This is a genomic window from Streptomyces sp. Y7, assembly GCF_043195415.1.
Classification (GTDB): Bacteria; Actinomycetota; Actinomycetes; order Streptomycetales; family Streptomycetaceae; genus Streptomyces.
Window position 1 is genome coordinate 20,861 of the sequence record NZ_JBIDDQ010000003.1, and the last position, 20,955, is coordinate 41,815.

Consider the following 20,955-nt stretch of genomic DNA (forward strand, 5'->3'; position numbering starts at 1 on the left):
CCTCCCCACACGACGCACACGGCCAGGATTCGGTTCATGCTCCCGGGCCCCGCACCCGTTTCCTGCCGACCGGAGGCCTCAGCCGCCTGCACTGGACGGTGATGAGCGCTGGCTCAAGGTGCACAGGTTGTAGTCATCGAGTTCTCCTACGTACGTCCAGAGCTCGGGATACCGCGAAGTCCCCGCAGCCTCGTACTCGGCGCGCACGTCTGAGCCGGAGAACCGGATGGTCACTTCAGTACGGGACGTGGACTCTTCGAAGGGGGCCGGAGTCAGCGCTTCCCACGTTCCGTTCCCGGTCTTCGGACGGGAGTCCTCCTGCCCGGGGCCGTCTCCCGACCAGTCCAGGAATTCGCCGCAGATCTCCGTGGCGGCGAAGGTTCCGTTCGCGGCGAAGGTGATGCTGCCGCCCGCTTCATCCCTCCAGGTGCCCACGAGTTGGCCGTCGGTCACGACCTGGGGCGTGCCGGGAGGCTGCGGAGGGTCATGGATCGCAGCGGCGAGGCTGTAGCAACCGGAGAGCGCCGCGCACAACACGCCGCCGACCAGCGAGACACCGAGCACTCTGCCAAGCCGAGCGACCCCCATCCCGATTCCCCGCTCCCTCGCCGTGTGCTCTTCGCAGCCACCTTGGCATGCAAATTGAACACGTTCAAGACTTGCGAAGTACCGGGCCACTCCCGCTTGCGCCTCGACACGACGCCAGGTACCCCCTAGCGCCGGCTCAGCCACCAGTGACAGCGGGAACGATCACTGCGGCGACAGCCGACAGCAGCCCTCCTACGGCGAGGACGCCATTGAACTTCTCTTTGGCCGTGGGAAAGACGGAGCGACTCACGTTCCCGACCTTGCTGCGCAGAACGATCATCTTGAGCTTCTGCCACCTGTGCTGACGTTTCGAGCACCCCATCAACACGCCATAAGCGTTGTTGCGGCAGTAGGTCTGCCCATCTCGGTTGACCGCTCCACACCAGACCGGCACCTGGAAGGCGGCATAGACCGAGACGCCGAGCGACAGAGCCACGATCACCGGCAAGGCCCACTGCTGGCTCCAAGCAACGACCAAGCCGGCAGCCACCATGTATCCCCAGTACAGACGCACTACTTTCCCCATGGACACGCAGAGTAGCTGCGCATATGCGTAACGCATAGGCGCTAATTGGACACGCATCCCATGCGTGACAGGCGTCGTGAGCGATCACTGATGGGTAGGCTCGGTCCATGAGCGGCGACTGGCGGACGGACAGGGTCGGGACTGCTCTGCGGGGTGAGAACCCGACCGTGCTGCGGCAACTTGAGTCTGGCTTCGCGGCGATCGGCGACGTTCAGTTCCTGCCCGGGTACTCGGTACTCCTCACGGACGAACCGGATGTTCAGCGGCTGTCTGACCTGCCCAGGGCCAAGCGACTGTCGTTCCTGTCCGACATGGACCAACTGGGAGAAGCGGTCGAGCGGGCCTGTCGCCGGATCGACCCCGGCTTCCGCCGGGTCAACCTGGAGATCCTCGGCAACACGGACCCGTTCCTGCATGCGCACGTGTGGCCGAGGTTCGACTGGGAGCCGGCCGAGCTGGTGGGCAAGCCTGTGTGGCTGTATCCGCGTGACCGCTGGACTGACGAGCGGTTCGGTCTCGGCTCCCAGCACGATGTGCTGCGGGATGCGATCGGCAGCGAACTCGATCAGCTGGGGTCGATGGCCTGACGGTGTGGGCCCACCGACCGTCAGTCGGCGGGCCCTCGTGATCAGTGACGGTCAGACGACGGGGTTCGGACGGCCGGCGAGTCGCCCCGGAAGGTGGTAACCGTGCACCGGATCGGCCGATCCTCCAAGTAGCCGGTGCGCGTCCAGAGCAGGACGAGCGCCCCAGGCGGGAATCGCAGCCATAGCGAAGGGCCTGCGTCTCTGCCAGGATCCCGACATGGATCCGGGGGTTGCATCAGTTTGGGCCGCTGCTATCGCTGTGGCCGGCACGGTTCTAGGTGGAGCCATTGGTGCAGTCGGCGGTCTACTCGCTGGTAAGGCTCAGGCCAAAGGCATGCTTGACGGAGTGGAGCGTCAGCTGGTCGGCGAACGTGACTTTGCCCTGTGGGCCGCTAGGCGTGAAGCCTTCGCCGCGTACCTATCGACCATTGAGCATCTGCGCGTCACGTTCAATCATGCAGTGGGGCTGGCAGAAGCCCACTATGTGGAAGGCCGTGACACTGCGGCCCAAGGTCAGGCAGCCAAAGAAGCCTTGCACCAACAGCACAAGGACTTGCTGCTGGCGCAAGCGACCCTTCACCTCACCGTCGACATCAGCGAAGTGGATGCGGTCGAAACACTGACTGACATGGCAACCCGCCTCATCAGCGGCTACGACGACTTCGTAGAGCACCTCGGCGGCGGTGGCCATTGTGATGAAAATGCACTGTTCAGAAGCGAAAGGGAACTAAAGGAACAAGTTGGGGCATGGGCTCAGCGTGCGGGCCACCAGCTACAGGCGGGGCCTTCTAGGTCGATGGGCACGCAGACGCCCTAACCACTCACCGGGGCTGGTTCAGATCCTGGCCGCGGGTTGGCCGCACGCGCTGGTCAGACGTGGGAAACCGGCGAGCCAGGGTGAGACACGGTGAAAGCGCAAGGGGGTGCCCCTCGACCAGGGGCACCCCTTCTGACCTGCATGTCATCTGACCTGCGCGGTGGGTGTGGGATTTGAACCCACGGTGACATCGCTGCCACGACGGTTTTCAAGACCGTTCCCTTAGGCCGCTCGGGCAACCCACCCGTGCTCCGGTCCACCAGGGGCGGAGCGGGTACAGAGTACCGGCCTCGCGCGGTGCGCGGGTGTGTGGTCCGTGTGGGCGGTGAGGTCTGTGCGTTCAGTGGGGTCGTGGAGGGGAGGGAGGCTGCCTCAGGGCTTGTCGCTGTCGACGCGGGCCCCGTTGGTCGCGGTCTCGAAGACCGCGCGGTGTTCGTGCCACTCCGCGTCCGGCGCGGACAGGTAGATCACGTACTGGGTGCCGTCCTCGCTCGCGAAGGCCAATTCCGCCGCACGGAACTTCCGCGCCTTGCCGTCGAAGGTGAACTCCCAGTACCCGGCGGGTCGTCCCCGGAACGTCGTCGACGCCATCCGCACCCGTTCGTAGCCGGGGTTGTCGCGACGGGTCTGCTCCTCCTCCGTCTCCCGCCAGTGCTCGACGGGGTCGGTGCCCGCGAACTCCACGACGTTGACCCGCAGGCCCACCAGGCCGGTCGGGTCGATGTACGCGAGTTCGCCGCCGGGCAGCGTCGTGGGCTCCCAGCCGTCCGGCACGGGCACGGACATGCCGCTGCCCGCGTCCTCCAGGTGGTATCCGGCCGGCACGGGCGGCGGAGTGGTCACGCCCGAACTCGGCGCGCTCGCCGATGACGTGGGTGTGTCGGCACCGGAGCCGTGAGCCGACGACCGGTCGGTCCCGCCCCCCTTCAGCCACCACAGGGTCCCGCCCGCCAGACAGGCGACGAGCACCAGCGCAAGGACAGACCGGATCACCGTACGGCGGCGGTTGCCGCTGCCCGGACGGCCGAGGCGGTCAGGTCGATCGAGACGGCCGGTGCGGTCGAGTGGGTCGGGTCCCTCGGGCCGGTCGGGTCCCTCAAGCCGGTCGGGTCCCTCAAGCCGGTTGAGTCCCTCAAGCCGCTCGGGTCCCTCAAGCCGGTCGGGTCCCTCAAGTTGCTCAGGTCGCTCAGGTCGCTCAGGTCCGTCGTGTGCGGGGCCGTTCGTGCACTCCGCCCTCTCCGTGCGCGTGCGTTCGAGGACCGTCGGGTCGTCGGCCCTCTCCCGTCGCACCGTCGGCTCGACGCGGGTCGTACGCGTGTCCGTCACGTCCGCCAAGCGGCGTTCGACCTCGTGCACGTCCATGCGCCCGTCGGGCTCCTTGACGAGCAGACCCTCGATCACCGGGGCCAGTTCACCGGCGTTGCGCGGGGGATCGTAGGGGTCGGTGGCGATGGCGTACGCCGTCTCGATCGCGGTGGCGCGGCGGAAGGGGTCGCGTCCCTCGACCGACTGGTACAGCGTCGCCCCGAGCGCCCAGAGGTCACTTGCCGGACCCGTCTCGGGGTGCGCGCCCCTGAGTCGCTCGGGCGCCAGGTAGCGGATGGAGCCGATCAGTTCGCCCGGCTTGGTCAGGGAGGACGTCCCGGACTCCATGGCGATCCCGAAGTCGGTGAGGACGATCCGTCCTGACTCGCCCAGGAGGACGTTCGCGGGTTTGACGTCCCGGTGCAGGACCCCGGCGTCATGGGCGGCGCGCAGGGCGGATGCCATGGCGCGCCCGATCCGGGCGGCCTCGGTGGGCGGCAGGGCGCCGCGCTGCTTCAGGACGTCGCTGAGGGTGAGCGAGGGTATGTACTCCATGACGATGCACGGCAGGCCCTCGTCGTCGAGCACGTCGTGCACCACGATCACGTTGGGGTGGGCGATCCGGGCGGCGCTGCGGGCTTCGCGGCGGGTGCGCTCGTAGAGGGTCCGTACCTCGTCGTCCTGGAGGTGCGGCGGGATGTGCAGCTTCTTCAGGGCGACATGACGGCCCAGCAGCGTGTCCTCGGCCCGCCACACGGTGCCCATGCCGCCGCTGCCCACCCGCTCCACCAGCAGGTACCGGTCGGCGACCAACCGCCCAAGATCGGACACCGCGAGACCGCCCCCTTCTCCGTACCCCGTTCGCGCGTTGCTTCCCAATCGCGAACAGTCCAGGTCGAGAACGCACGATAGTCCATAAGGGTGCATGGACATGGTGAGCACCCGCCCGGACTCGGCACTGGTGCGCACTCACCCGGACGCGGCACACCCACTGAGCACGGCCCACCACGACCGCACCCCATGAGCACGGCTCACCCCGACCGCACCCGATAGGCACGGCCCCGGCCGACCGCGCCCGATAGCCACGGCCCACCCCGACGGCACCCGACAAGCACCCCCCACCCCAACCGCGCCCCCTAAGCACGGCCCCCACGAACCCACCGCACGACAAGGGCGCGGCTCCCAAGAGAGCCGCGCCCGCGCGCGTGCCTGTCCCCGTCGCGTCAGCTGTCGCCGGTGCGGGCGCCCAGGGTCAGTTCGACGGTGTGAGTCTTGCCGCCGCGTTCGTAGGTGATCGTGACCTTGTCGCCGGGCTGGTGGGTCCAGATCTCGCCGATCAGGGTGGGACCGGAGTCGATCACCGAGTCGTCGAGCTTGGTGATGACGTCGCCCGGCTTGAGGCCGGCCTTGGCGGCGGGGCCGCCCGCCTCGACCGCGTCCGAACCGCTGGCGCCCTGCTCGGTGATCTTGGCGCCGTCGCCGGTGTCCTCCAGGGAGACGGAGGCGCCGATCTTGGCGTACACCGGCTTACCGGTCTTGATCAGCTGCTGGGCGACGTACTTCGCCTGGTTGATCGGGATGGCGAAGCCGAGGCCGATCGAGCCGGACTGGCTGGTGCCGCCCAGGCCGTTGGCGGCGGACTGGATCGCGGAGTTGATGCCGATGACGTTGCCCTGCGCGTCCAGCAGCGGGCCGCCGGAGTTGCCGGGGTTGATGGAGGCGTCCGTCTGGAGGGCGCTCATGTAGGAGGCGTTGCTGCCGGTGCCGTCGCTGGAGGCGACCGGGCGGTTCTTGGCGCTGATGATGCCCGTGGTGACGGTGTTGGACAGGCCGAAGGGGGCGCCGATGGCGATCGTCGAGTCGCCGACGGCCACCTTGTCGGAGTCGCCGAGCGTGAGGGGCTTGAGGTCCGACGGGGCGCTCTTGAGCTTGATGACCGCCACGTCGTAGCCCTGGGCGTGGCCGACGACCTCGGCGTCGTACCTCTTGCCGTTCGGGAACGTCGCCGTGAGCTTGCCGCCGTCGACCGCGTCGGCCACCACGTGGTTGTTGGTGACGATGTGACCCTCGGTGTCGAAGACGAAGCCGGTGCCGGTTCCGCCCTCGCCGCTGCTGCTCTCGGCCTGGATGGTGACGGTGCTGGGCAACGCCTTGCCGGCCACGCCCGCGACGGTGCCCGGGTCGCGCTTGACCGAGCCGCCGCTGTCGGACGCGGAGACGGTCGTGGAGGAGGTGTTGTCGTCGTTCTTGGCCAGGGTGTAGCCGAGACCGCCGCCCAGGCCGCCCGCGACCAGCGCGGCGATGAGGACAGCGGCGAGCAGACCCCCGCGCCCGCGGCCGGACTTCGGCGCGGGCTGCTGGTAGCCGGCTCCCCAGCCCGAACCCCCGCCCGCGCCACCCGCACCGGCACCGCCGTCGCCGTACGGCGTGCCGGGCGGCGGCGGAGGCGGCCAGGAGGCGTCGGGGGCCGAGCCCTGGGAGGCGGGCGGCTGCGATCCGTCGGCCGGCGGCTGCGCCCCGTTGGCGGCGGCCTGCGCGGCGTAGGGATGCGGACCGTACGGCTGGGTGCCGTTCGAGCTCGCCGGCGCGGTGCCCGGCACCGGCGGCAGCTCAGTGGTGGGTTCGGCGTCGGCCCGCGGAGCGGGGTGCTCCTGGGGTGCCGGAGCAGCAGGAGCATCCGCCGGCACGGGGGGTGCGGACGGGGCCGGGGGGACCGCGGCGCCCTCGTTCTCGGTGCTCACAGCTTCTCTCCTATAGATCCACGGCTGGTGTTGTCGGTCGCACTCGGTCACGCCCGTTCACGTCTGTTCATGGCCGGTGCGCTTCAGCTGTGCATGTCTTTTGTATGTCGTCAGCTTTTCCCACGGGCCGTCAGAGCACCATAAGCGGTGCCTGTGCGTCCACGGCCACTCTTTATATAGGTCATCCGCGACGAAACGGGCGCAATCCCAATGCTCCGGATCCTGCTCCGGTCGCACGACTACCCGGGTGCGGTGGCACCATGACGCGGTGACCCACGCACGGCAGCACCGGATCCAAGTCGTCGCCCACCGCGGAGCCTCCGAGGACGCTCCGGAACACACCCTGGCCGCGTACAAGAAGGCGATCGAGGACGGTGCGGACGCCCTCGAGTGCGATGTACGCCTCACCGCGGACGGCCATCTCGTCTGCGTGCACGACCGCCGCGTCAACCGTACGTCCAACGGCCGCGGCGCGGTCTCGGCACTGGAGCTCGCCGAGCTCGCCGCCCTCGACTTCGGCTCGCGCAAGAACCGTGACTCGTGGAAGAACCGGGCCGAGGAGCCCGACTGGGAGGTCCGGCCCGAGGACCCCGAGGACACCTCCGTGCTGACCCTGGAGCGCCTGCTGGAGCTCGTCGCCGACGCGGGGCGGCGCGTGGAGATGGCCATCGAGACCAAGCATCCGACCCGGTGGGCGGGCCAGGTCGAGGAGCGGCTGCTGCTTCTGCTGAAGCGTTTCGGCCTCGATACGCCGGTCTCGATGGCCGAGTCCCCGGTGCGGGTCATGAGCTTCTCGGCGCGCTCGCTGCATCGCGTGCGTGCCGCGTCGCCGACCCTGCCGACGGTCTCCCTGATGCAGTTCGTCTCACCGAGGCTGCGCGACGGGCGGCTGCCCGCGGGGGTCCACATCGCCGGTCCCTCGATCCGGATCGTGCGCAGCCACCCGGCCTATGTGCACCGCCTGAAGCAGGCCGGCCACCAGGTGCACGTGTGGACCGTGAACGAGCCGGAGGACGTCGACCTCTGTGTCGAGCTGGGCGTCGACGCCATCATCACCAACCGCCCCCGCGCGGTGCTGCACCAGCTCGGCCGCTGAACCACGCGCGCTCGCGGAGCGGGTCCGCGCACCGGGAAACCCCTATATCCCCTTGAATCCCTGTACAACCTCTTGACCCCGCCGCCCCTCCAGCCCCATCCTCCACTCTCGGCCACACCGAAGAATTCCAGCCATCTCGATTACAGGGAGTGCTCCGGCGCGTTCGGTCCGTATTCGATCGTTGCGAATGCGTCGCCGGACGTTGATTGGCCGGTTTCCGGTACAGGCCAATGGGGCATCCACACCGTGGCGTGGGGCAAAGGAGGTCTCGGGGGTGGCGTTGGTGGTGGCACAGGAGGTGCCCACGTCGTCGAGCATGGCCGTACCCCATGGTCCTGCGGGCGTGGGGGAAGCAAGACACCGGATGCGCAAACAACTGCGCACGGGTGGCGTTGCGGAATCGGTCATCGACGACGCCGTACTTATTCTTTCCGAACTCTTGAGCAATGCGTGCAAGCACGGCCGACCGCTGGGTGACGCGCTGGCCGGGGACGGCGACGTCCGGGCCGCATGGCGCGTGGACTCCGGCGGCAGGCTCACGGTGGAGGTGACGGACGGCGGCGGACCCACCCGCCCTGCTCCGGCCACGCCCTCGGTCACCGCACACGGCGGCCGCGGGCTGAACATCATCACCGCACTCGCCGACGACTGGGGCGTACGGGACGACGCCCGGGGCGAGGTCACGGTCTGGGTCGTGGTCCACGACGACGTGCACGATCCCGATGCCGGGCACCTCCGGGACGACTTCGCTACGCGCGTCGCTGCCCCGTCGGTACGCGCGATATCCGGCCTCGAATTCGCGGACGCCTTCGACGACCGCGACTGAAACACGGGCCGGGCTCCGCTCCCGGCGGGCACCGGCGGCGGTGTGTCCACGGACGGTTCGTCCCCGGACGCCCGGCACGACCCGCTGCGTTGTCCACAGCCTCCCGTCGGCCATGGCGTGAACGGCTAGGCTCGCGCCCGTACCAGACGAGCCGTAACCGGGAGACACCCACGATGGCCAAGAAGCGAGTCCAGACCAAGGCCAAGCGCCCGCAGCTCAGCGACGCAGAGATCCCGGTGGTCGGCGCGCGCGAACCCTGCCCCTGCGGCAGCGGCCGGCGTTACAAGGCCTGTCACGGCCGGGCCGCCGCACACGCGGTGACCGAGCTGGTGCAGCGCCCCTTCGCGGGACTGCCCAGCGAGTGCGACTGGGTGGCCCTGCGTGAGCTGGTCCCGGCCGCCACCGTCGAACTGCCCCTGAAGGGCGGCCTTCCCGACGGCGTTCCGTCCGTCACGCTGGCCACGGTGCTGCCGATGGCCTGGCCGGCCCTGCGCCGCGACGACGGCTCGGTGCTGCTCGGCCTGCAGAACGACACGGCGTCGGGCGACATCAGCCGCGACCTCGCCGACACCCTGCAGCAGGCCCTCACCGCCAAGCCCGGCACCCCGGTCCAGGGCCGCCGCGCCCCGGCCGACGGTCCCCGGCTCCAGGATCTGCTCGACCCCGAAGGCGCGTTCGAGCCAGTTGTGCACACGGGCTTCGAGTTCTGGGTCCCGGACGCGGAGAACGCCACTCCGGAAGTGGCGGCCTCCCTGGAGCGGGCGAACGCCGCGGCGATCCCGACCGTGAAGCTGACCGGTGTGGACGCCGCCTACTGGTGCGAGACGCCGGACAAGAACCACCTGCGCTGGGTCATGCCGCACCCCGAGGAGCAGCTTCTGGACGCCCTCGCGCGGCTGCACGCGGCGGGCCGCTCGAACCTCGGCGAGGGCACCCGGCTGGTGGGCTCCTTCCGTGCTCACGGCCTGACCGTGCCGGTCTGGGACCTGCCGAGCGGTGTCGGCGCCGAGGACGTGGAGAAGCCGGCGGCCGAATTCGCCGAACGCCTCGCCGCGGCCCTGGCCACGGACGCCCCGCTCACGCCGGACGAGCGTCGCGCGCGCGGCGGGCTGACCAACCGGCAGGTCACGCTCAGCTGACACGCGTAGCGAAGATCGGGTTCGGCTGAACGGCCGTTCAGCCGAACCGGGCCGTTCGGGAGAGGTGAATCCGATCACAACTCCCCTACGGAGCAAGGGAATCCGTGACTTGAAAGCCCGGATCGAATTTGCGAACCGCCGATCTCTTGTTACCGTTCCATTAGCCCGGTTGCTGGTGCATCCCCCGTCGCCAGCAACCGGGTCTTTCCATGTGCACGCTTCTTTACGGAATGACGTCGACCGTCAACCGTCCGTGGGCGTCCCCGATTTGTCCGGCGCGGAGTTGCTCGCGGAACGCAGCAGCAGCGCACCGCCACCGGCCCGCTCCGCGAACTCCGTGACCGCGGTGTAGGCGTCCAGCCCCCCGCGCGTGCGCTGCCGGGGCGTCTCGCAGGTGCCCGGTTCGTCCTCGGCGGTCACCTCGCAGCGCATCTGCATCGTGCGCCCCCCGGGCCCCATGAGGCTCAGTACGGAGTCCAGCGCACCGCCGGTCGCGTTGCGGAAGTAGGTGCGCGCCCAGGTGTCCTCGCCCTGGGTGAGAACACAGGTCTGCGCCTCGACGCCCTCCGGCGAGGTGAGTTCGGGACCGCAGCGCACGGCGGTCGAGAGCCCCAGGTCGAGCAGGGCCGGGGAGTCGGACGGCGTGGCCGTGGGCGCCTTGGCGTCGCCGTGCGGGGTCGGACGGTGCGCGCCGCCCTTCGGGGCCTGCGGGGAGGACCGTACGGCGTCACGCGCGGGCGCGCCCCCCACGGCGGCGCGGCCCGCCTCGACCACCTGACCCGCGGCGGCCCAGGCGAGCGGCAGCGCGATCGCGGCCGCCGCGACGGACGCGAGGGCGATCAGTCGGACTCTTCGCTGGTTCGGCCCGCGGCGATGTGACGACGGTGCCCTGTTTCCCCTGGAATGACGCGGCATATCCGGAAGATAACGACCGCGCGCGGGTGCGCCCTTCCGCGCGCGCCGGACACCCCTACAACTCGGGCGCGCTCACACCCGTACGAGTGAGCGCCTCGACCACGGCGTCGACGACGGCCTCCACATCGGGCACCCACGGGGAGGCCGAGCCGGGCAGCGGGGCGCGCTGCCAGCTGATCGAACCCTGACCCGTCTCGGAGGGGGGCAGTGCGAGATAGCCGCCCTCGCCGTGGAAGCGCAGCGAACCGGGGACGAAGTCCTTGGCGTAGAGCAGTTCGCCCAGCTGCTCCATGGAGTACGGCTTCACGAGGATCGCCCAGCGGGCGGGCGAGGCGACGACCGGGCCGAGGCGCATGCCCATGCGGTCGAGTGCGGTCAGTGCGTGAGCGGCCGGCAGGGCGGGGAGGCTGACCGCACACGGCGCGGTGCCTCCGGTGGCGAGGATGATCGGCGCCGCGGGCCGGTTGGTCCACCACCAGCGCACCATGCGCTCGTCGGTGGTGGCGGCGAGGAGTCCGGGGTCGAAGGGGTGGGCACCGGGAACCGTGCAGTCCGGGTCCGGGCAGCCGCAGCGGGAATGCCCCTGCGGGTGCGTCGTCACTCCCGGGAGTACGGGCCACTGCCATTCCGTCGCGAAGGTCAGGGCCGCGCTGATCAGCTCAGGCCTCCCGTCACCGCGCAGGAGCCTGCGTCGCCTTCCGAGGATCTCGCGCATGAGCGCTCGTTCCTTTCCGTTGCACCGCTGGCAACACCGTGGTCCACATCACACCATGTGTCGATCACTTCACTGTGCGTACCTGTTGGCGCATCACACCCCTGCCGAGAGCAAGGGAAACCCCTATGGGCCGAGCGTTGGCTGCTTCCGCGGCAGCCTCGTCCATACTGCGTCTATCAAAAGCATGGGCGTGGCGTGGGGTGGCGAAGTCTGGCGTTTTGCCGTCGCGCGTATTTCTCGTCGCCTCCGCCACGGGAGGATGGGGCACGATCGTCGGTGGCTAAGACGCCCGGGTCCGTCGCCAGGTTCCGGGTGACTGTCAACCACCCCTGGCCTTCACCGAGTACGTACCCATCACGACCGCTGTGACGCTCCGTGGAACGAAACCAGTCGACCGCAATACCCCGTTCCCTGAGGCAGTTTTAAGCCAACTTTGCCTTTACGCAAGAGGTCTACCAGGAGTGCTCCGGCGACCCACGGACACCAGGAATCCCAGCAGGACAATGCTGGACATCCCCTTACGAGTGCGTGTACATGTGGAGACACTGCTAGCGGCGCAGAATGACATGGGGGTTTGCGATGCTTTTGAGCAATACGCACCGGTCGGAAAGCCGGACGCCATGAACGCTCCTCACCCTCCGAAAGTGGCCGGAATCGATTCGACGGTTCCCTCGCCCGCACACACTGTCGCGCCCGCGCCCGCGACCTCGGGGGCCTCAGCGGTCACCCCGCCGAGCGCACCCGGCGCCCTGCTCCAGGACCGCCTCGCCGGCTGGGTCTCGGACCTCACGACGCTCCACGAACTCACCGAACGCCTGGCCCGTACGGCCACCCTCGCCGACGCGCTGGAGGAACTGCTGCGCGCCGGCTCCGCCCTCGTCGGCGCCCGGCGCGGGCTCGTCGTCCTGGAGCCCGCGGACGGACTGGGCCCCGACACGACCATCGGCCTCGGCCTCGCCCGCGCCGACCTCGGGCACATCGAGACGGTGCCGCGCAGCGCGATGTCGTACGGCAGGATCCTCGACGGGCTGCCGGGCGCCGACGGCGAGATCGCCCAGCCCGACCTGCTCTCCGAGGACGGCCTCGATCCCCGTCACCGCGAGGTGGCCGCCCGCCTCGGCTACGCCGCGAGCTACGCCCTGCCGCTGTCCACGGACGCCGCGGGGCGTCTCGGCGCCGCCGTCTGGCTGTACGACGAGCCCGCGGAGCCGGCCGAGCGCCAGCGTCATCTGATCGGCCTGTACACCCGCTACGCCACCGAGCACCTGGCCCGGCTCCTCGAAGTCGAGCGCACCCGCGCCTGCATGCGGACGATGGCCGAGGAACTGCTGCCCTCCCGGCTGCCGCGCATGGCCGGCGTGCAGCTCGCCGCCAGGCACCGCACCGGCCCGCGCGGGGGCGGCGACTGGTACGACGCGCTGCCGCTCCCGGACGCCGCGCTCGGACTCGCGGTCGGCTCGGTGACCGGGTCCGGCCCGAGCGCGGTCGCCGCGATGGGCCGGCTCAGGGCCAGCCTGCGGGCGTACGCCGTGATGGAGGGCGAGGACCCGGTGGCGGTCCTGTCCGACCTGGAGCTGCTGCTCCGGCTCACCGAGCCGGCCCGCTCCGCCACCGCGCTGTTCGCCTACTGCGAGCCCGCCCTGCGCAAGATCACGCTCGCCGGAGCCGGGCACACCCCGCCGCTGCTGATCGGGGACCGGCGCACCGAGTTCGTGGAGACCTCCGTCTCCGCTCCGCTCGGCATGCTGGCCTGCTGGGAGGCGCCGAGCGTGGAGATCACCGCTGAAGCCGGAGAGACGGTTCTGCTGTACACCGACGGGCTGCTGCACCGCACCGGCGACGCCACCGACCGCGCCTTCGCCCGGCTGCACGCGGCGGCCGCCGGGGTGCCGCGAGCCGTCCGGCACGACCCGGACGCCGTCGTCGACCACGTCCTGCGGACCGTGCTGCCGCAGGGGGCGGACCTGGCGGACAGCGACGAGGACGTCGTCCTGCTTGCCGCACGCTTCGAGTGACGGCCCTTGCGCGCCGCGGTGGTCGGGCCGTGACGGGGCCGGCCATGGTCGGCCGGCCGTGACAAGGGCGAGGACAGCCGCCCGTGACAGGGCCGAGGTCGGCCGCCCGTGTCAGGGCCGTGGTCAGCCATAACAAGCACGTCGTCTGCGCCATAACACCGGCGGGCATGCCGTCCGGCGGCCCCGGGCTCCATCCCGTACGACCGTACGATGGATGAGGTCCAGTGCCGTATCGAGGAGGATGACCGTGGCCGACGAGCTCACCCCGGCCGAGTCCATTGCTGCCACCGCAGCGGACCCGGAGACTGAGTCCGAAGAGCCGATCAAGCAGCGGAAGAACGGCCTGTACCCGGGCGTGTCCGACGAGCTCGCCGAGAACATGAAGTCCGGCTGGGCCGACACGGAGCTGCACGACCTGCAGCCGATCGCCCAGGTCGCCGAGACCGCCGCGCGGCGCGCCGCGCTGTCGGCACGGTTCCCGGGCGAGCGTCTCGTGATCCCCGCGGGCAACCTGAAGACCCGCTCGAACGACACCGAGTACGCCTTCCGCGCGTCGGTCGAGTACGCCTACCTGTCGGGCAACCAGACCGAGGACGGCGTCCTGGTCCTGGAACCCGTCGCGGACGGCCACGAGGCGACGATCTACCTCCTGCCCCGCTCCGACCGGGAGAACGGCGAGTTCTGGCTCTCCGGCCAGGGCGAGCTGTGGGTCGGCCGCCGGCACTCGCTGACCGAGGCGGAGAAGCTGTACGGCATCCCGGCCTCCGACGTGCGCGAGCTGCCCGACGCCCTGCGCGAGGCCACCGGCCCGGTCCGGGTCGTGCGTGGCTACGACGCCGGCATCGAGGCCGCGCTGACCGACAAGGTCACCGCCGAGCGGGACGCCGAACTGCGCGTCTTCCTCTCCGAGGCGCGGCTGGTCAAGGACGACTTCGAGGTCGGCGAGCTGCAGAAGGCCGTCGACTCGACGGTGCGCGGCTTCGAGGACGTCGTGAAGGTCCTCGACAAGGCCGAGGCGACCTCCGAGCGCTACATCGAGGGCACCTTCTTCCTCCGCGCGCGCGTGGAGGGCAACGACGTCGGCTACGGCTCCATCTGCGCCGCCGGTCCGCACGCCTGCACGCTGCACTGGGTGCGCAACGACGGACCCGTGCGCTCCGGTGACCTGCTGCTGCTCGACGCGGGCGTCGAGACGCACACGTACTACACCGCCGACGTCACGCGGACGCTGCCGATCAACGGCCGGTACAGCGAGATCCAGAAGAAGATCTACGACGCCGTGTACGAGGCCCAGGAGGCCGGCATCGCGGCCGTGCAGCCGGGCGCGAAGTACCGGGACTTCCACGACGCCTCGCAGCGCGTGCTCGCCGAGAAGCTGGTCGAGTGGGGGCTCGTCGAGGGGCCGGTGGAGCGGGTGCTGGAGCTCGGGCTCCAGCGGCGCTGGACGCTGCACGGGACCGGGCACATGCTCGGCATGGACGTGCACGACTGCGCCGCCGCGCGCGTGGAGTCGTACGTCGACGGCACGCTGGAGGCCGGCATGGTGCTGACCGTCGAGCCGGGGCTGTACTTCCAGGCCGACGATCTGACGGTGCCGGAGGAGTACCGGGGCATCGGGGTGCGGATCGAGGACGACATCCTGGTGACCGAGGACGGCAACCGGAACCTGAGCGACGGGCTGCCGCGTCGGTCGGATGAGGTCGAGAGCTGGATGGCCTCGCTGAAGGGCTGACGTCGGATCGATGGCCGGGTACCTGCGGGGTGCCCGGCCATCGTCGTGTTCTGCGGGTGGTGGGGGCTTGTCGCGCAGTTCCCCGCGCCCCTAAGGACCCGGGCCCTGCCCTGCGTCGTGTTCTGCGGGCCGTGGGGGCTGATCGCGCAGTTCCCCGCGCCCCTAAGGACCCGCGCCCCGCCCTGCGTCGTGTTCTGCGGGCCGTGGGGGCTGACCGCGCAGTTCCCCGCGCCCCTAAGGACCGGGGCCCCGCCCTGCGTCGTGTTCTGCGGGTCCTGGGGGCTCATCGCGCAGTTCCCCGCGCCCCCATACGGGCGTTGCCGTTATGTGGGGTGGGCTGGGACCGGCAAGGAGTCCAGGAAGAGTGCGCCCGACAGGAGGCCCGCGCTGCCTCGTGGGCTCCATGCGCGGGTGTGCAGGTCGGCGTCGAGGGACGCCGAGGCCGCCGCGCCTGCCTCGGCCGACGTGCCGCCCGCCTCCAGGACCGCGCGGGCGCCTGCCTGGACGTGGCGCAGCCCCAGGGGGCCCGCCGTGTAGAGCAGTTCGGTGTCCTGGAGGGTGGACATCACCGTGAGCAGGGCGTCCAGGCGGGCCTGTTCCTCGGTGGCGCCGGACGCGCGGGCCCTGTTCAGGGCGTCCAACGCCCGCCGCACATGCGGGAATCCGGCCCGTGCCTCGCCGCGGGCGCCCGCGGCACCGTACTTCGCGGACACCGAGGAACCCCGGGAGGGCCTGCGCGGGGCGCGCCGGTCGGTGTGCGCGGCGATGCGTTTGGCGGTCGCGGCGACGTCCCTCGCCCCGGCCCGGGGGTCGAGCGCGCTCGCGGCGACCAGTAGGCCGAGGGTCCACAGGGCGCCCCGGTGACCGCCACCCGCGAGGTGCACCGAGTGCTCGGTGCACCTGCCGATCGCGCCCAGTTCGCAGCGGAGGCCGGGGGTGGGCTCGCCGGTGCGCCGGGCGGCCGCGGCCATCGCCGCGAGGCCCGGCGCGAGCGCCTTCGCCGACCAGCGCAGCATGCGGTGGTCCCTGCGGCTCACGCGGGCGCCGAGGTCCCGCGGGTCGGGCAGGCCCGGCTTGGGGGCCAGGGCCAGCTGTCCGGTGAGCGCGGTCACGGCCGCCCGTGCCAGCGCCTCGTCCTCGCGGCTGCTCATGGCCGGCCCCTCAGGAGGACGCCGAGGCCGACGGGGTCCCGCTGGCCGCGTCGCTCGGTGCGTCTCCGGGCGGTGTCCCGCCACCGCCGCCGCTGCCCGCTCCGGTGTTCTCGGCGTCGGGGTCGACGGCGACGGTCAGGAACCCCTTGTAGCCCTTGGAGGGGTCCTTCTTGTGCACGGCCTCAAGGGTCAGCAGGCCGCTGTGGGCGCCGCCGCCGTCGTAGACCATGTCGTCGTCGAGGGTGGTGTAGCTGCCGGAGTGCCGCGCGTACGGCTCCAGCGTGAAGATCTCCTCGGCGATCGCGTCGTCGAAGAAGAGCTGGCCGGTGTGGTTGACCTTGCCGCCCTCGTAGGTGCCGTCCGCCTTCTGACCGCCGGTGTGCACCTTGAGGTGGATGTGGCAGGTACGCGGCGTGTACCAACCGGGGAAGATCGTCTCGAACTTGACCACCCCGTTGGCGTTGGCGATCTGATAGCCCCGCAGGTACGTGTCGTCGTCGGCGGTCGAGCCGTCCTCGCTCTCGGCGGGCGCGGAGCCCCCGGGGTTGGCCGTGGTGTAGCCGGAGTAGTACCCCCAGGCGTCGCAGTGCCAGATCTCGACGGCGGCGCCCTTGACCGGGGTGCAGCCGTCCGTGGCGTCGACGACCGTGAGCCGCAGCGTCAGTGGGACGCCGCTCTTGCCCTCGGTGATGTCCTTCCGCACCAGGGCGCCGTCGAGGTAGTAGGGGCCCTCGGTGACGCTCGACATCAGCGTCATGCAGCCCGAGCTCTCCGAAGCGCTCGCGGAGGCCGTCGCCGTCCCTTCGGCCGCGGTCGTGGCGGAGTCGGCGAAGGCGGCCTGGTAACCGGCGGCGGCGAGCCCGCCCGCCGCGACCGTGCCACCGGTCACCGCGAGGGCGCGGCGCCGGGTGATCGAGTCGTCCCTGTGATGTCCCGTCATGGCCAGGAAGGTAGGGACGCCACCCATCAGGGGCGTGGGGTGGCGCTGTGCGCCGGCTGTGAGTGCTGAGGAAGCTGAAGAAGCGGGCGGAGCGGGAACCCGTCCGCCGGCGCTACACCGCCATCAGCGGGGCGTCCTTGCGCCACTTGAGGATCTTGTCGAAGCTGACGACCGCCCCGCCCCGGTCCGGCTTGTTGCCGATCTGGACGTGGTCGGCGAGCTCGCTGATGAGGCACAGTCCCCGGCCGTCCTCGGCGTCGAAGGACGCCGGGCGGGGGGCGCGCTGGGGCGCGGTGAAGCCGGGGCCCGAGTCGGCGACCTCGATGTGGCACTTCTCGCCGTCCAGATAGGCCGTCACGCGGTACGCCTGCGGGGAGCCGTCCGTCGTGACGCCACCGCCGTGCTCGACCGCGTTGGCGCAGGCCTCGCTGAGGGCGACGGAGAGGTCGTAGGAGATGTCGGGATCCACGCCCGCCGTCTCCATGGTGCCGAGCAACAGGCGCCGGGCGAGGGGAACGCTCGCGGCTTCACGGCGCAGATGGAGTGACCACCAGATGCTCATGCTCCAGCCTCCTGGCCGCGGCTCGACATACCGTTACGTATTGCCGCGAGTACCCAGCTGTAAGCACATCTTCGACGTGATGCCGCCCATATGGTCGATGCGCCCACGCCGGAATCGGTGTATGTGGTGGCGGCCCACACCAGAAGGTGATCTTCCGGTTCTACAGCCCCCTATACCCCGTACTTCTCGTACACCCCCAACCGCCCGTACCTCATCTTGCGGACCTGCCGTATGGCGGCCATAAGGCCAGTGCGATGATGAGCCCGCCATGACTGCCCCCCACCCGCGCACGACGCGCTCCGGAAGCGATCTCCGGGTCCTGCGGGCCGCGGTGTTCGCCGCGGTCTGTGTCGTGCTGGCCGGGGTCGGGCACGTCCTGGGCTCCTGCGCCACGCTTCCGCTGTGGACGCTGGGCGCCGGGTTCCTCGGAGTCATGGTCGTCGCCCTGCCGTTCACGGGGCGCGAGCGTTCATTGCCCGGCATCGCGGTGTTGCTCGCGGTCGGCCAGACCGTTCTGCACACGCTGTTCGGGCTCGGACAGCATGTGACCGTGACCGCCGGAGCATCGGTCTCCGGTTCCGCGTCGACGTCCGACGCGGCGCTCGTCGCCCGGGCGGCGCGGCTCGTGTGCGGCACCGCCGCGGCGGCCATCAGCCCCGCCCAGGCCCAGCGGATGCTCACCGAGGCGCGGATCGGCCCGGCTTCGGGGGCACATGCCTCACACACCTCGGCGGACGCTCTGTCCACCGTCGCGGACTCCACCCCGGCCTCGCTGCTGCCGTCCCTGCCGATGCTGCTCGCCCATGTGCTCGCGGCGGTCGTCGCGGGATGGCTGCTGCGGCGCGGCGACCTGGCCCTGCTGCGGATAGTCGAGATGTCCGCCCTGTCGGCGCACTCGGTCGCCGAGGGGGCTTTCGTACGTTCCCTGCGCGGGGCGCTCGCGCTGGTGCGCGCCCTGCGTGCCGGGCTCCCCGGCGCACCCGAGGCCGGCCCGCGCTTCCTGCGCACCGAGTCCCTCGCGCGCCGCGCGCCACGCACCGTCGCCCTCCAGCACACGGTGATCAGACGCGGCCCGCCGGCCGACGTGCTCGCCCTCGTCGCCTGACACGACGCGACCTTCGCTCCACTTCCGTGAGCTCCCTCCGCCCGCCCGGGGTGCGCTTCCACTCCCGTGGGATGAGCGGCCGCCGTCGTGCGGCACGCGTGCGTGCGCGAGTTGGCCGCTCAAGGGATCTTTCCGCGCCGGACTTTCCGGCTTCCCGCTGATCGGGCACCACTACGCGCGCGTACTCCTCTTCACCACCGGAATCCGAATCTCACTCACAGTGGAGTGCTCCGCATGAAGGTCTCTCGTATCGCCGCCGTAGGCACCGTCGCCGGCACGGCCGTGCTCGCGCTGTCCGTGCCCGCGTTCGCCCACGTCAGCGTGCAGCCCGAGGGCACCGCCGCCAAGGGCGGTTACGCGGTCGTCGACTTCAAGGTGCCCAACGAGCGCGACAACGCCTCGACCACCAAGCTCGAGGTCAGCTTCCCGACCGACCACCCGCTGGCCTCCGCCATGCCGCAGCCCGTGGCCGGCTGGAAGGTCGAGGTCACCAAGTCCAAGCTCGACAAGCCGATCGAGCTGCACGGCGAGAAGATCTCCGAGGCGGTCTCCAAGATCACCTGGACCGCCGAGGGCAAGGGCGTCGAGCCGGGCTACTTCCAGAAGTTCCCGGTCTCCATCGGCCAGCTCCCCGAGGACACCGACGAACTCGCCTTCAAGGCGATCCAGACGTACTCCAACAAGGAGGTCGTGCGCTGGATCGAGGTCCCGCAGGAGGGCCAGGAGGAGCCCGAGAACCCGGCGCCGGTCCTCGCGCTGTCCGCCGCCGAGGAAGGCCACCACGGCTCCTCCTCCACCGACAAGGCCTCCGACTCCGACGACGCCGAGGCCGCCGCCGCGAAGACCGAGGCCGCCGAGCCCGCCGACAGCAGCGACACCACCGCCCGGATCCTGGGCGTGGTCGGCATCGTCGTCGGCGCGCTGGGTGTGGCGTACGGCGTGCTCGCCGGCCGTCGCCGTACCGACGCCTGACGGCCCCTTCGCTTCACGGCGCGCACCGGGCACGCCCCGGTGCGCGCCGGAGCCCTCACCCATGGGCCGACCCGAACAACTAGGACGTTTTCCGATGTGTAAGAAGACCTGGCATGCGTAAGAAGACCTTCGCCGCGGCCGCCCTGCTCGCCGCCGCGACCCTGACCCTGACCGCCTGCGGCAACGGCGAGGACAGCGCCTCGCCCGTGACCGTCGTCTCCGAGGAACCCGGCTCGGACAAGGCGGCCATCGTGCTCGACAAGCCGTTCGAGAAGCCGGACCTGGTCCTCACCGACACCCACGGCAAGAAGTACGACCTCCGCAAGGAGACCCAGGGCAAGCCGACGCTGATCTACTTCGGCTACACCAACTGCCCCGACGTCTGCCCGCTGACGATGAACAACATCGCCGTGGCCAAGAAGCAGCTGCCCAAGGCCGAGCAGGACGAGCTGAACATCGTGTTCGTCACCACCGACCCGGAGCGCGACACCGCTGACGCGCTCGGCAAGTGGCTCAAGGGCATCGACGCGCAGGTCGTCGGCCTGACCGGCTCCTTCGACACCATCCAGGCCGGCGCCCGCACCCTCGGCATCTCCATCGAGGCGCCGCACAAGGACAAGAACGGCAAGGTCGTCTCCACCCACGGCACCCAGGTCGTGGCGTTCTCGCCGAAGACCGACGCCGGGTACGTCCTCTACACCGAGGACGCCACCGTCGACGACTACACCAAGGACCTCCCGAAGCTGATCAAGGGGCAGAAGCCGTGAGGCGGTTCGTTCCCGTGGCCGCGGTGATGACCGGCGCCCTCGTCCTGGCGGGCTGCGGCTCCGAGGACTCCGAGGCCGAGGTGTCCGTCAGCGGCGCCTACATGCCGCAGCCCGTCTCCGACTCCATGGCGGCCGGCTACCTGACGGTCACCAACAAGGGCGGTACGAAGGACGAGTTGACCTCCGTGACCAGCGACGTCGGCGAGGTGACGGCTCACGAGACCGTCGACTCCTCGATGCAGGAGGTCAAGGAACTCCCCGTCCCCGCGCACGGTCAGCTCGTCTTCAAAAGCGGCGGCAACCATCTGATGTTCGAGAAGCTGAAGCGAAAGCCGATGCAGGGCGAGACGGTGACCGTGAAGCTCCACTTCTCCGAGAGCGGCACCGTCACGGTCAAGATGCCGGTGAAGTCGGCGACGTACAGCCCGAAGACCGGACACTGAGGGAGAGATCGCC

The 20,955-nt window shown here is 70.4% G+C and carries 20 protein-coding genes and 1 tRNA gene; 11 read left to right on the plus strand and 10 right to left on the minus strand.

The genetic code is table 11. The features are described from left to right. Window positions 1-78 precede the first annotated feature (78 nt). On the minus strand, window positions 79-564 hold the full coding sequence (locus ACGFW6_RS11170; RefSeq protein WP_393507027.1) for a hypothetical protein: 486 nt from the start codon (window positions 562-564) through the stop codon (window positions 79-81). Window positions 565-724: 160 nt separating this feature from the next. Continuing rightward, a complete protein-coding gene (locus ACGFW6_RS11175; RefSeq protein WP_393507029.1) occupies window positions 725-1,114 on the minus strand; it encodes a hypothetical protein in 390 nt (129 codons plus the stop codon). A gap of 107 nt (window positions 1,115-1,221) precedes the next feature. Here ACGFW6_RS11175 and ACGFW6_RS11180 point away from each other — a divergent pair, with 107 nt between their 5' ends. Beyond that, the gene (locus ACGFW6_RS11180) at window positions 1,222-1,701 is read left to right on the plus strand and encodes a diadenosine tetraphosphate hydrolase (RefSeq protein WP_393507031.1); all 480 of its coding nucleotides are present in this window, start codon (window positions 1,222-1,224) and stop codon (window positions 1,699-1,701) included. Between the two features lie 346 nt (window positions 1,702-2,047). Then, complete coding sequence (locus ACGFW6_RS11185; RefSeq protein ID WP_393507033.1) at window positions 2,048-2,518, plus strand: hypothetical protein; 471 nt, start codon at window positions 2,048-2,050, stop codon at window positions 2,516-2,518. A 158-nt stretch (window positions 2,519-2,676) separates the two neighbouring features. Here the strand turns inward: ACGFW6_RS11185 and ACGFW6_RS11190 are convergent. The 3 genes from ACGFW6_RS11190 to ACGFW6_RS11200 all read right to left on the minus strand — a co-directional run bounded on the left by ACGFW6_RS11190 (window position 2,677) and on the right by ACGFW6_RS11200 (window position 6,564). Further along, window positions 2,677-2,763: transfer RNA gene (locus ACGFW6_RS11190), tRNA-Ser, on the minus strand. Window positions 2,764-2,890: 127 nt separating this feature from the next. Next, a complete protein-coding gene (locus ACGFW6_RS11195; protein ID WP_393507035.1) occupies window positions 2,891-4,654 on the minus strand; it encodes a serine/threonine-protein kinase in 1,764 nt (587 codons plus the stop codon). A gap of 392 nt (window positions 4,655-5,046) precedes the next feature. Next, window positions 5,047-6,564, minus strand: a complete 1,518-nt coding sequence (locus tag ACGFW6_RS11200) for a S1C family serine protease (RefSeq protein ID WP_393507037.1) — start codon at window positions 6,562-6,564, stop codon at window positions 5,047-5,049. A gap of 268 nt (window positions 6,565-6,832) precedes the next feature. Between ACGFW6_RS11200 and ACGFW6_RS11205 the strand changes: the two genes are divergently transcribed. From ACGFW6_RS11205 to ACGFW6_RS11215, 3 genes are all read left to right on the plus strand, one after another. Then, window positions 6,833-7,660 carry a glycerophosphodiester phosphodiesterase gene (locus ACGFW6_RS11205; protein WP_393507039.1) on the plus strand — a complete coding sequence of 276 codons (828 nt, stop codon included), beginning with the start codon at window positions 6,833-6,835 and terminating at the stop codon, window positions 7,658-7,660. 187 nt (window positions 7,661-7,847) lie between these two features. Continuing rightward, entirely contained in the window at window positions 7,848-8,486 is a 639-nt protein-coding gene (locus ACGFW6_RS11210; RefSeq protein WP_393507041.1) for an ATP-binding protein, read from the plus strand. A gap of 173 nt (window positions 8,487-8,659) precedes the next feature. Next, window positions 8,660-9,625, plus strand: a complete 966-nt coding sequence (locus ACGFW6_RS11215; protein ID WP_393507043.1) for a DUF5926 family protein — start codon at window positions 8,660-8,662, stop codon at window positions 9,623-9,625. 243 nt (window positions 9,626-9,868) lie between these two features. Here ACGFW6_RS11215 and ACGFW6_RS11220 read toward each other — a convergent pair whose 3' ends face one another. Then, window positions 9,869-10,540, minus strand: coding sequence for a hypothetical protein (locus tag ACGFW6_RS11220; RefSeq protein WP_393507045.1), 672 nt, complete (start codon window positions 10,538-10,540; stop codon window positions 9,869-9,871). A 55-nt stretch (window positions 10,541-10,595) separates the two neighbouring features. Continuing rightward, on the minus strand, window positions 10,596-11,255 hold the full coding sequence (locus tag ACGFW6_RS11225) for a bifunctional DNA primase/polymerase (RefSeq protein WP_393507047.1): 660 nt from the start codon (window positions 11,253-11,255) through the stop codon (window positions 10,596-10,598). A 503-nt stretch (window positions 11,256-11,758) separates the two neighbouring features. Between ACGFW6_RS11225 and ACGFW6_RS11230 the strand changes: the two genes are divergently transcribed. Both ACGFW6_RS11230 and ACGFW6_RS11235 read left to right on the plus strand, forming a co-directional pair. Next, complete coding sequence (locus ACGFW6_RS11230) at window positions 11,759-13,270, plus strand: PP2C family protein-serine/threonine phosphatase (RefSeq protein ID WP_393507049.1); 1,512 nt, start codon at window positions 11,759-11,761, stop codon at window positions 13,268-13,270. A gap of 241 nt (window positions 13,271-13,511) precedes the next feature. Beyond that, on the plus strand, window positions 13,512-15,002 hold the full coding sequence (locus tag ACGFW6_RS11235; RefSeq protein ID WP_393507051.1) for an aminopeptidase P family protein: 1,491 nt from the start codon (window positions 13,512-13,514) through the stop codon (window positions 15,000-15,002). A gap of 323 nt (window positions 15,003-15,325) precedes the next feature. On the opposite strand, the gene ACGFW6_RS11240 is transcribed toward ACGFW6_RS11235, so the two are convergent. The 3 genes from ACGFW6_RS11240 to ACGFW6_RS11250 all read right to left on the minus strand — a co-directional run bounded on the left by ACGFW6_RS11240 (window position 15,326) and on the right by ACGFW6_RS11250 (window position 17,655). Beyond that, window positions 15,326-16,153: a triphosphoribosyl-dephospho-CoA synthase gene (locus ACGFW6_RS11240; protein ID WP_393507053.1), complete on the minus strand. Its 828-nt coding sequence runs from the start codon at window positions 16,151-16,153 to the stop codon at window positions 15,326-15,328. 10 nt (window positions 16,154-16,163) lie between these two features. Beyond that, window positions 16,164-17,093, minus strand: coding sequence for an intradiol ring-cleavage dioxygenase (locus ACGFW6_RS11245; protein ID WP_393507055.1), 930 nt, complete (start codon window positions 17,091-17,093; stop codon window positions 16,164-16,166). A 112-nt stretch (window positions 17,094-17,205) separates the two neighbouring features. Next, window positions 17,206-17,655: an ATP-binding protein gene (locus tag ACGFW6_RS11250; RefSeq protein WP_393507057.1), complete on the minus strand. Its 450-nt coding sequence runs from the start codon at window positions 17,653-17,655 to the stop codon at window positions 17,206-17,208. A gap of 268 nt (window positions 17,656-17,923) precedes the next feature. Between ACGFW6_RS11250 and ACGFW6_RS11255 the strand changes: the two genes are divergently transcribed. The 4 genes from ACGFW6_RS11255 (at window position 17,924) to ACGFW6_RS11270 (ending at window position 20,942) form a co-directional block, all read left to right on the plus strand. Then, window positions 17,924-18,760 (plus strand): hypothetical protein, encoded by an 837-nt coding sequence (locus ACGFW6_RS11255; protein ID WP_393507059.1) that lies wholly within the window; start codon window positions 17,924-17,926, stop codon window positions 18,758-18,760. A gap of 234 nt (window positions 18,761-18,994) precedes the next feature. Beyond that, the gene (locus ACGFW6_RS11260; protein ID WP_393507061.1) at window positions 18,995-19,732 is read left to right on the plus strand and encodes a YcnI family protein; all 738 of its coding nucleotides are present in this window, start codon (window positions 18,995-18,997) and stop codon (window positions 19,730-19,732) included. Between the two features lie 113 nt (window positions 19,733-19,845). Next, entirely contained in the window at window positions 19,846-20,499 is a 654-nt protein-coding gene (locus ACGFW6_RS11265) for an SCO family protein (RefSeq protein WP_393507062.1), read from the plus strand. 26 nt (window positions 20,500-20,525) lie between these two features. Next, on the plus strand, window positions 20,526-20,942 hold the full coding sequence (locus tag ACGFW6_RS11270; RefSeq protein ID WP_393507815.1) for a copper chaperone PCu(A)C: 417 nt from the start codon (window positions 20,526-20,528) through the stop codon (window positions 20,940-20,942). Window positions 20,943-20,955 lie beyond the last annotated feature (13 nt).

What these genes read in the sequence shown, in the direction of transcription:
- ACGFW6_RS11175 (WP_393507029.1), bottom strand. Translation starts at nt 1,114, where the DNA reads ATGGGGAAAGTAGTGCGTCTGTACTGGGGATACATGGTGGCTGCCGGC.
- ACGFW6_RS11180 (WP_393507031.1), top strand. Translation starts at nt 1,222, where the DNA reads ATGAGCGGCGACTGGCGGACGGACAGGGTCGGGACTGCTCTGCGGGGT.
- ACGFW6_RS11210 (WP_393507041.1), top strand. Translation starts at nt 7,848, where the DNA reads ATGCGTCGCCGGACGTTGATTGGCCGGTTTCCGGTACAGGCCAATGGG.
- ACGFW6_RS11215 (WP_393507043.1), top strand. Translation starts at nt 8,660, where the DNA reads ATGGCCAAGAAGCGAGTCCAGACCAAGGCCAAGCGCCCGCAGCTCAGC.
- ACGFW6_RS11220 (WP_393507045.1), bottom strand. Translation starts at nt 10,540, where the DNA reads ATGCCGCGTCATTCCAGGGGAAACAGGGCACCGTCGTCACATCGCCGC.
- ACGFW6_RS11225 (WP_393507047.1), bottom strand. Translation starts at nt 11,255, where the DNA reads ATGCGCGAGATCCTCGGAAGGCGACGCAGGCTCCTGCGCGGTGACGGG.
- ACGFW6_RS11230 (WP_393507049.1), top strand. Translation starts at nt 11,759, where the DNA reads ATGCTGGACATCCCCTTACGAGTGCGTGTACATGTGGAGACACTGCTA.
- ACGFW6_RS11235 (WP_393507051.1), top strand. Translation starts at nt 13,512, where the DNA reads ATGACCGTGGCCGACGAGCTCACCCCGGCCGAGTCCATTGCTGCCACC.
- ACGFW6_RS11240 (WP_393507053.1), bottom strand. Translation starts at nt 16,153, where the DNA reads ATGAGCAGCCGCGAGGACGAGGCGCTGGCACGGGCGGCCGTGACCGCG.
- ACGFW6_RS11245 (WP_393507055.1), bottom strand. Translation starts at nt 17,093, where the DNA reads ATGACGGGACATCACAGGGACGACTCGATCACCCGGCGCCGCGCCCTC.
- ACGFW6_RS11250 (WP_393507057.1), bottom strand. Translation starts at nt 17,655, where the DNA reads ATGAGCATCTGGTGGTCACTCCATCTGCGCCGTGAAGCCGCGAGCGTT.
- ACGFW6_RS11255 (WP_393507059.1), top strand. Translation starts at nt 17,924, where the DNA reads ATGACTGCCCCCCACCCGCGCACGACGCGCTCCGGAAGCGATCTCCGG.
- ACGFW6_RS11260 (WP_393507061.1), top strand. Translation starts at nt 18,995, where the DNA reads ATGAAGGTCTCTCGTATCGCCGCCGTAGGCACCGTCGCCGGCACGGCC.
- ACGFW6_RS11265 (WP_393507062.1), top strand. Translation starts at nt 19,846, where the DNA reads ATGCGTAAGAAGACCTTCGCCGCGGCCGCCCTGCTCGCCGCCGCGACC.
- ACGFW6_RS11270 (WP_393507815.1), top strand. Translation starts at nt 20,526, where the DNA reads ATGACCGGCGCCCTCGTCCTGGCGGGCTGCGGCTCCGAGGACTCCGAG.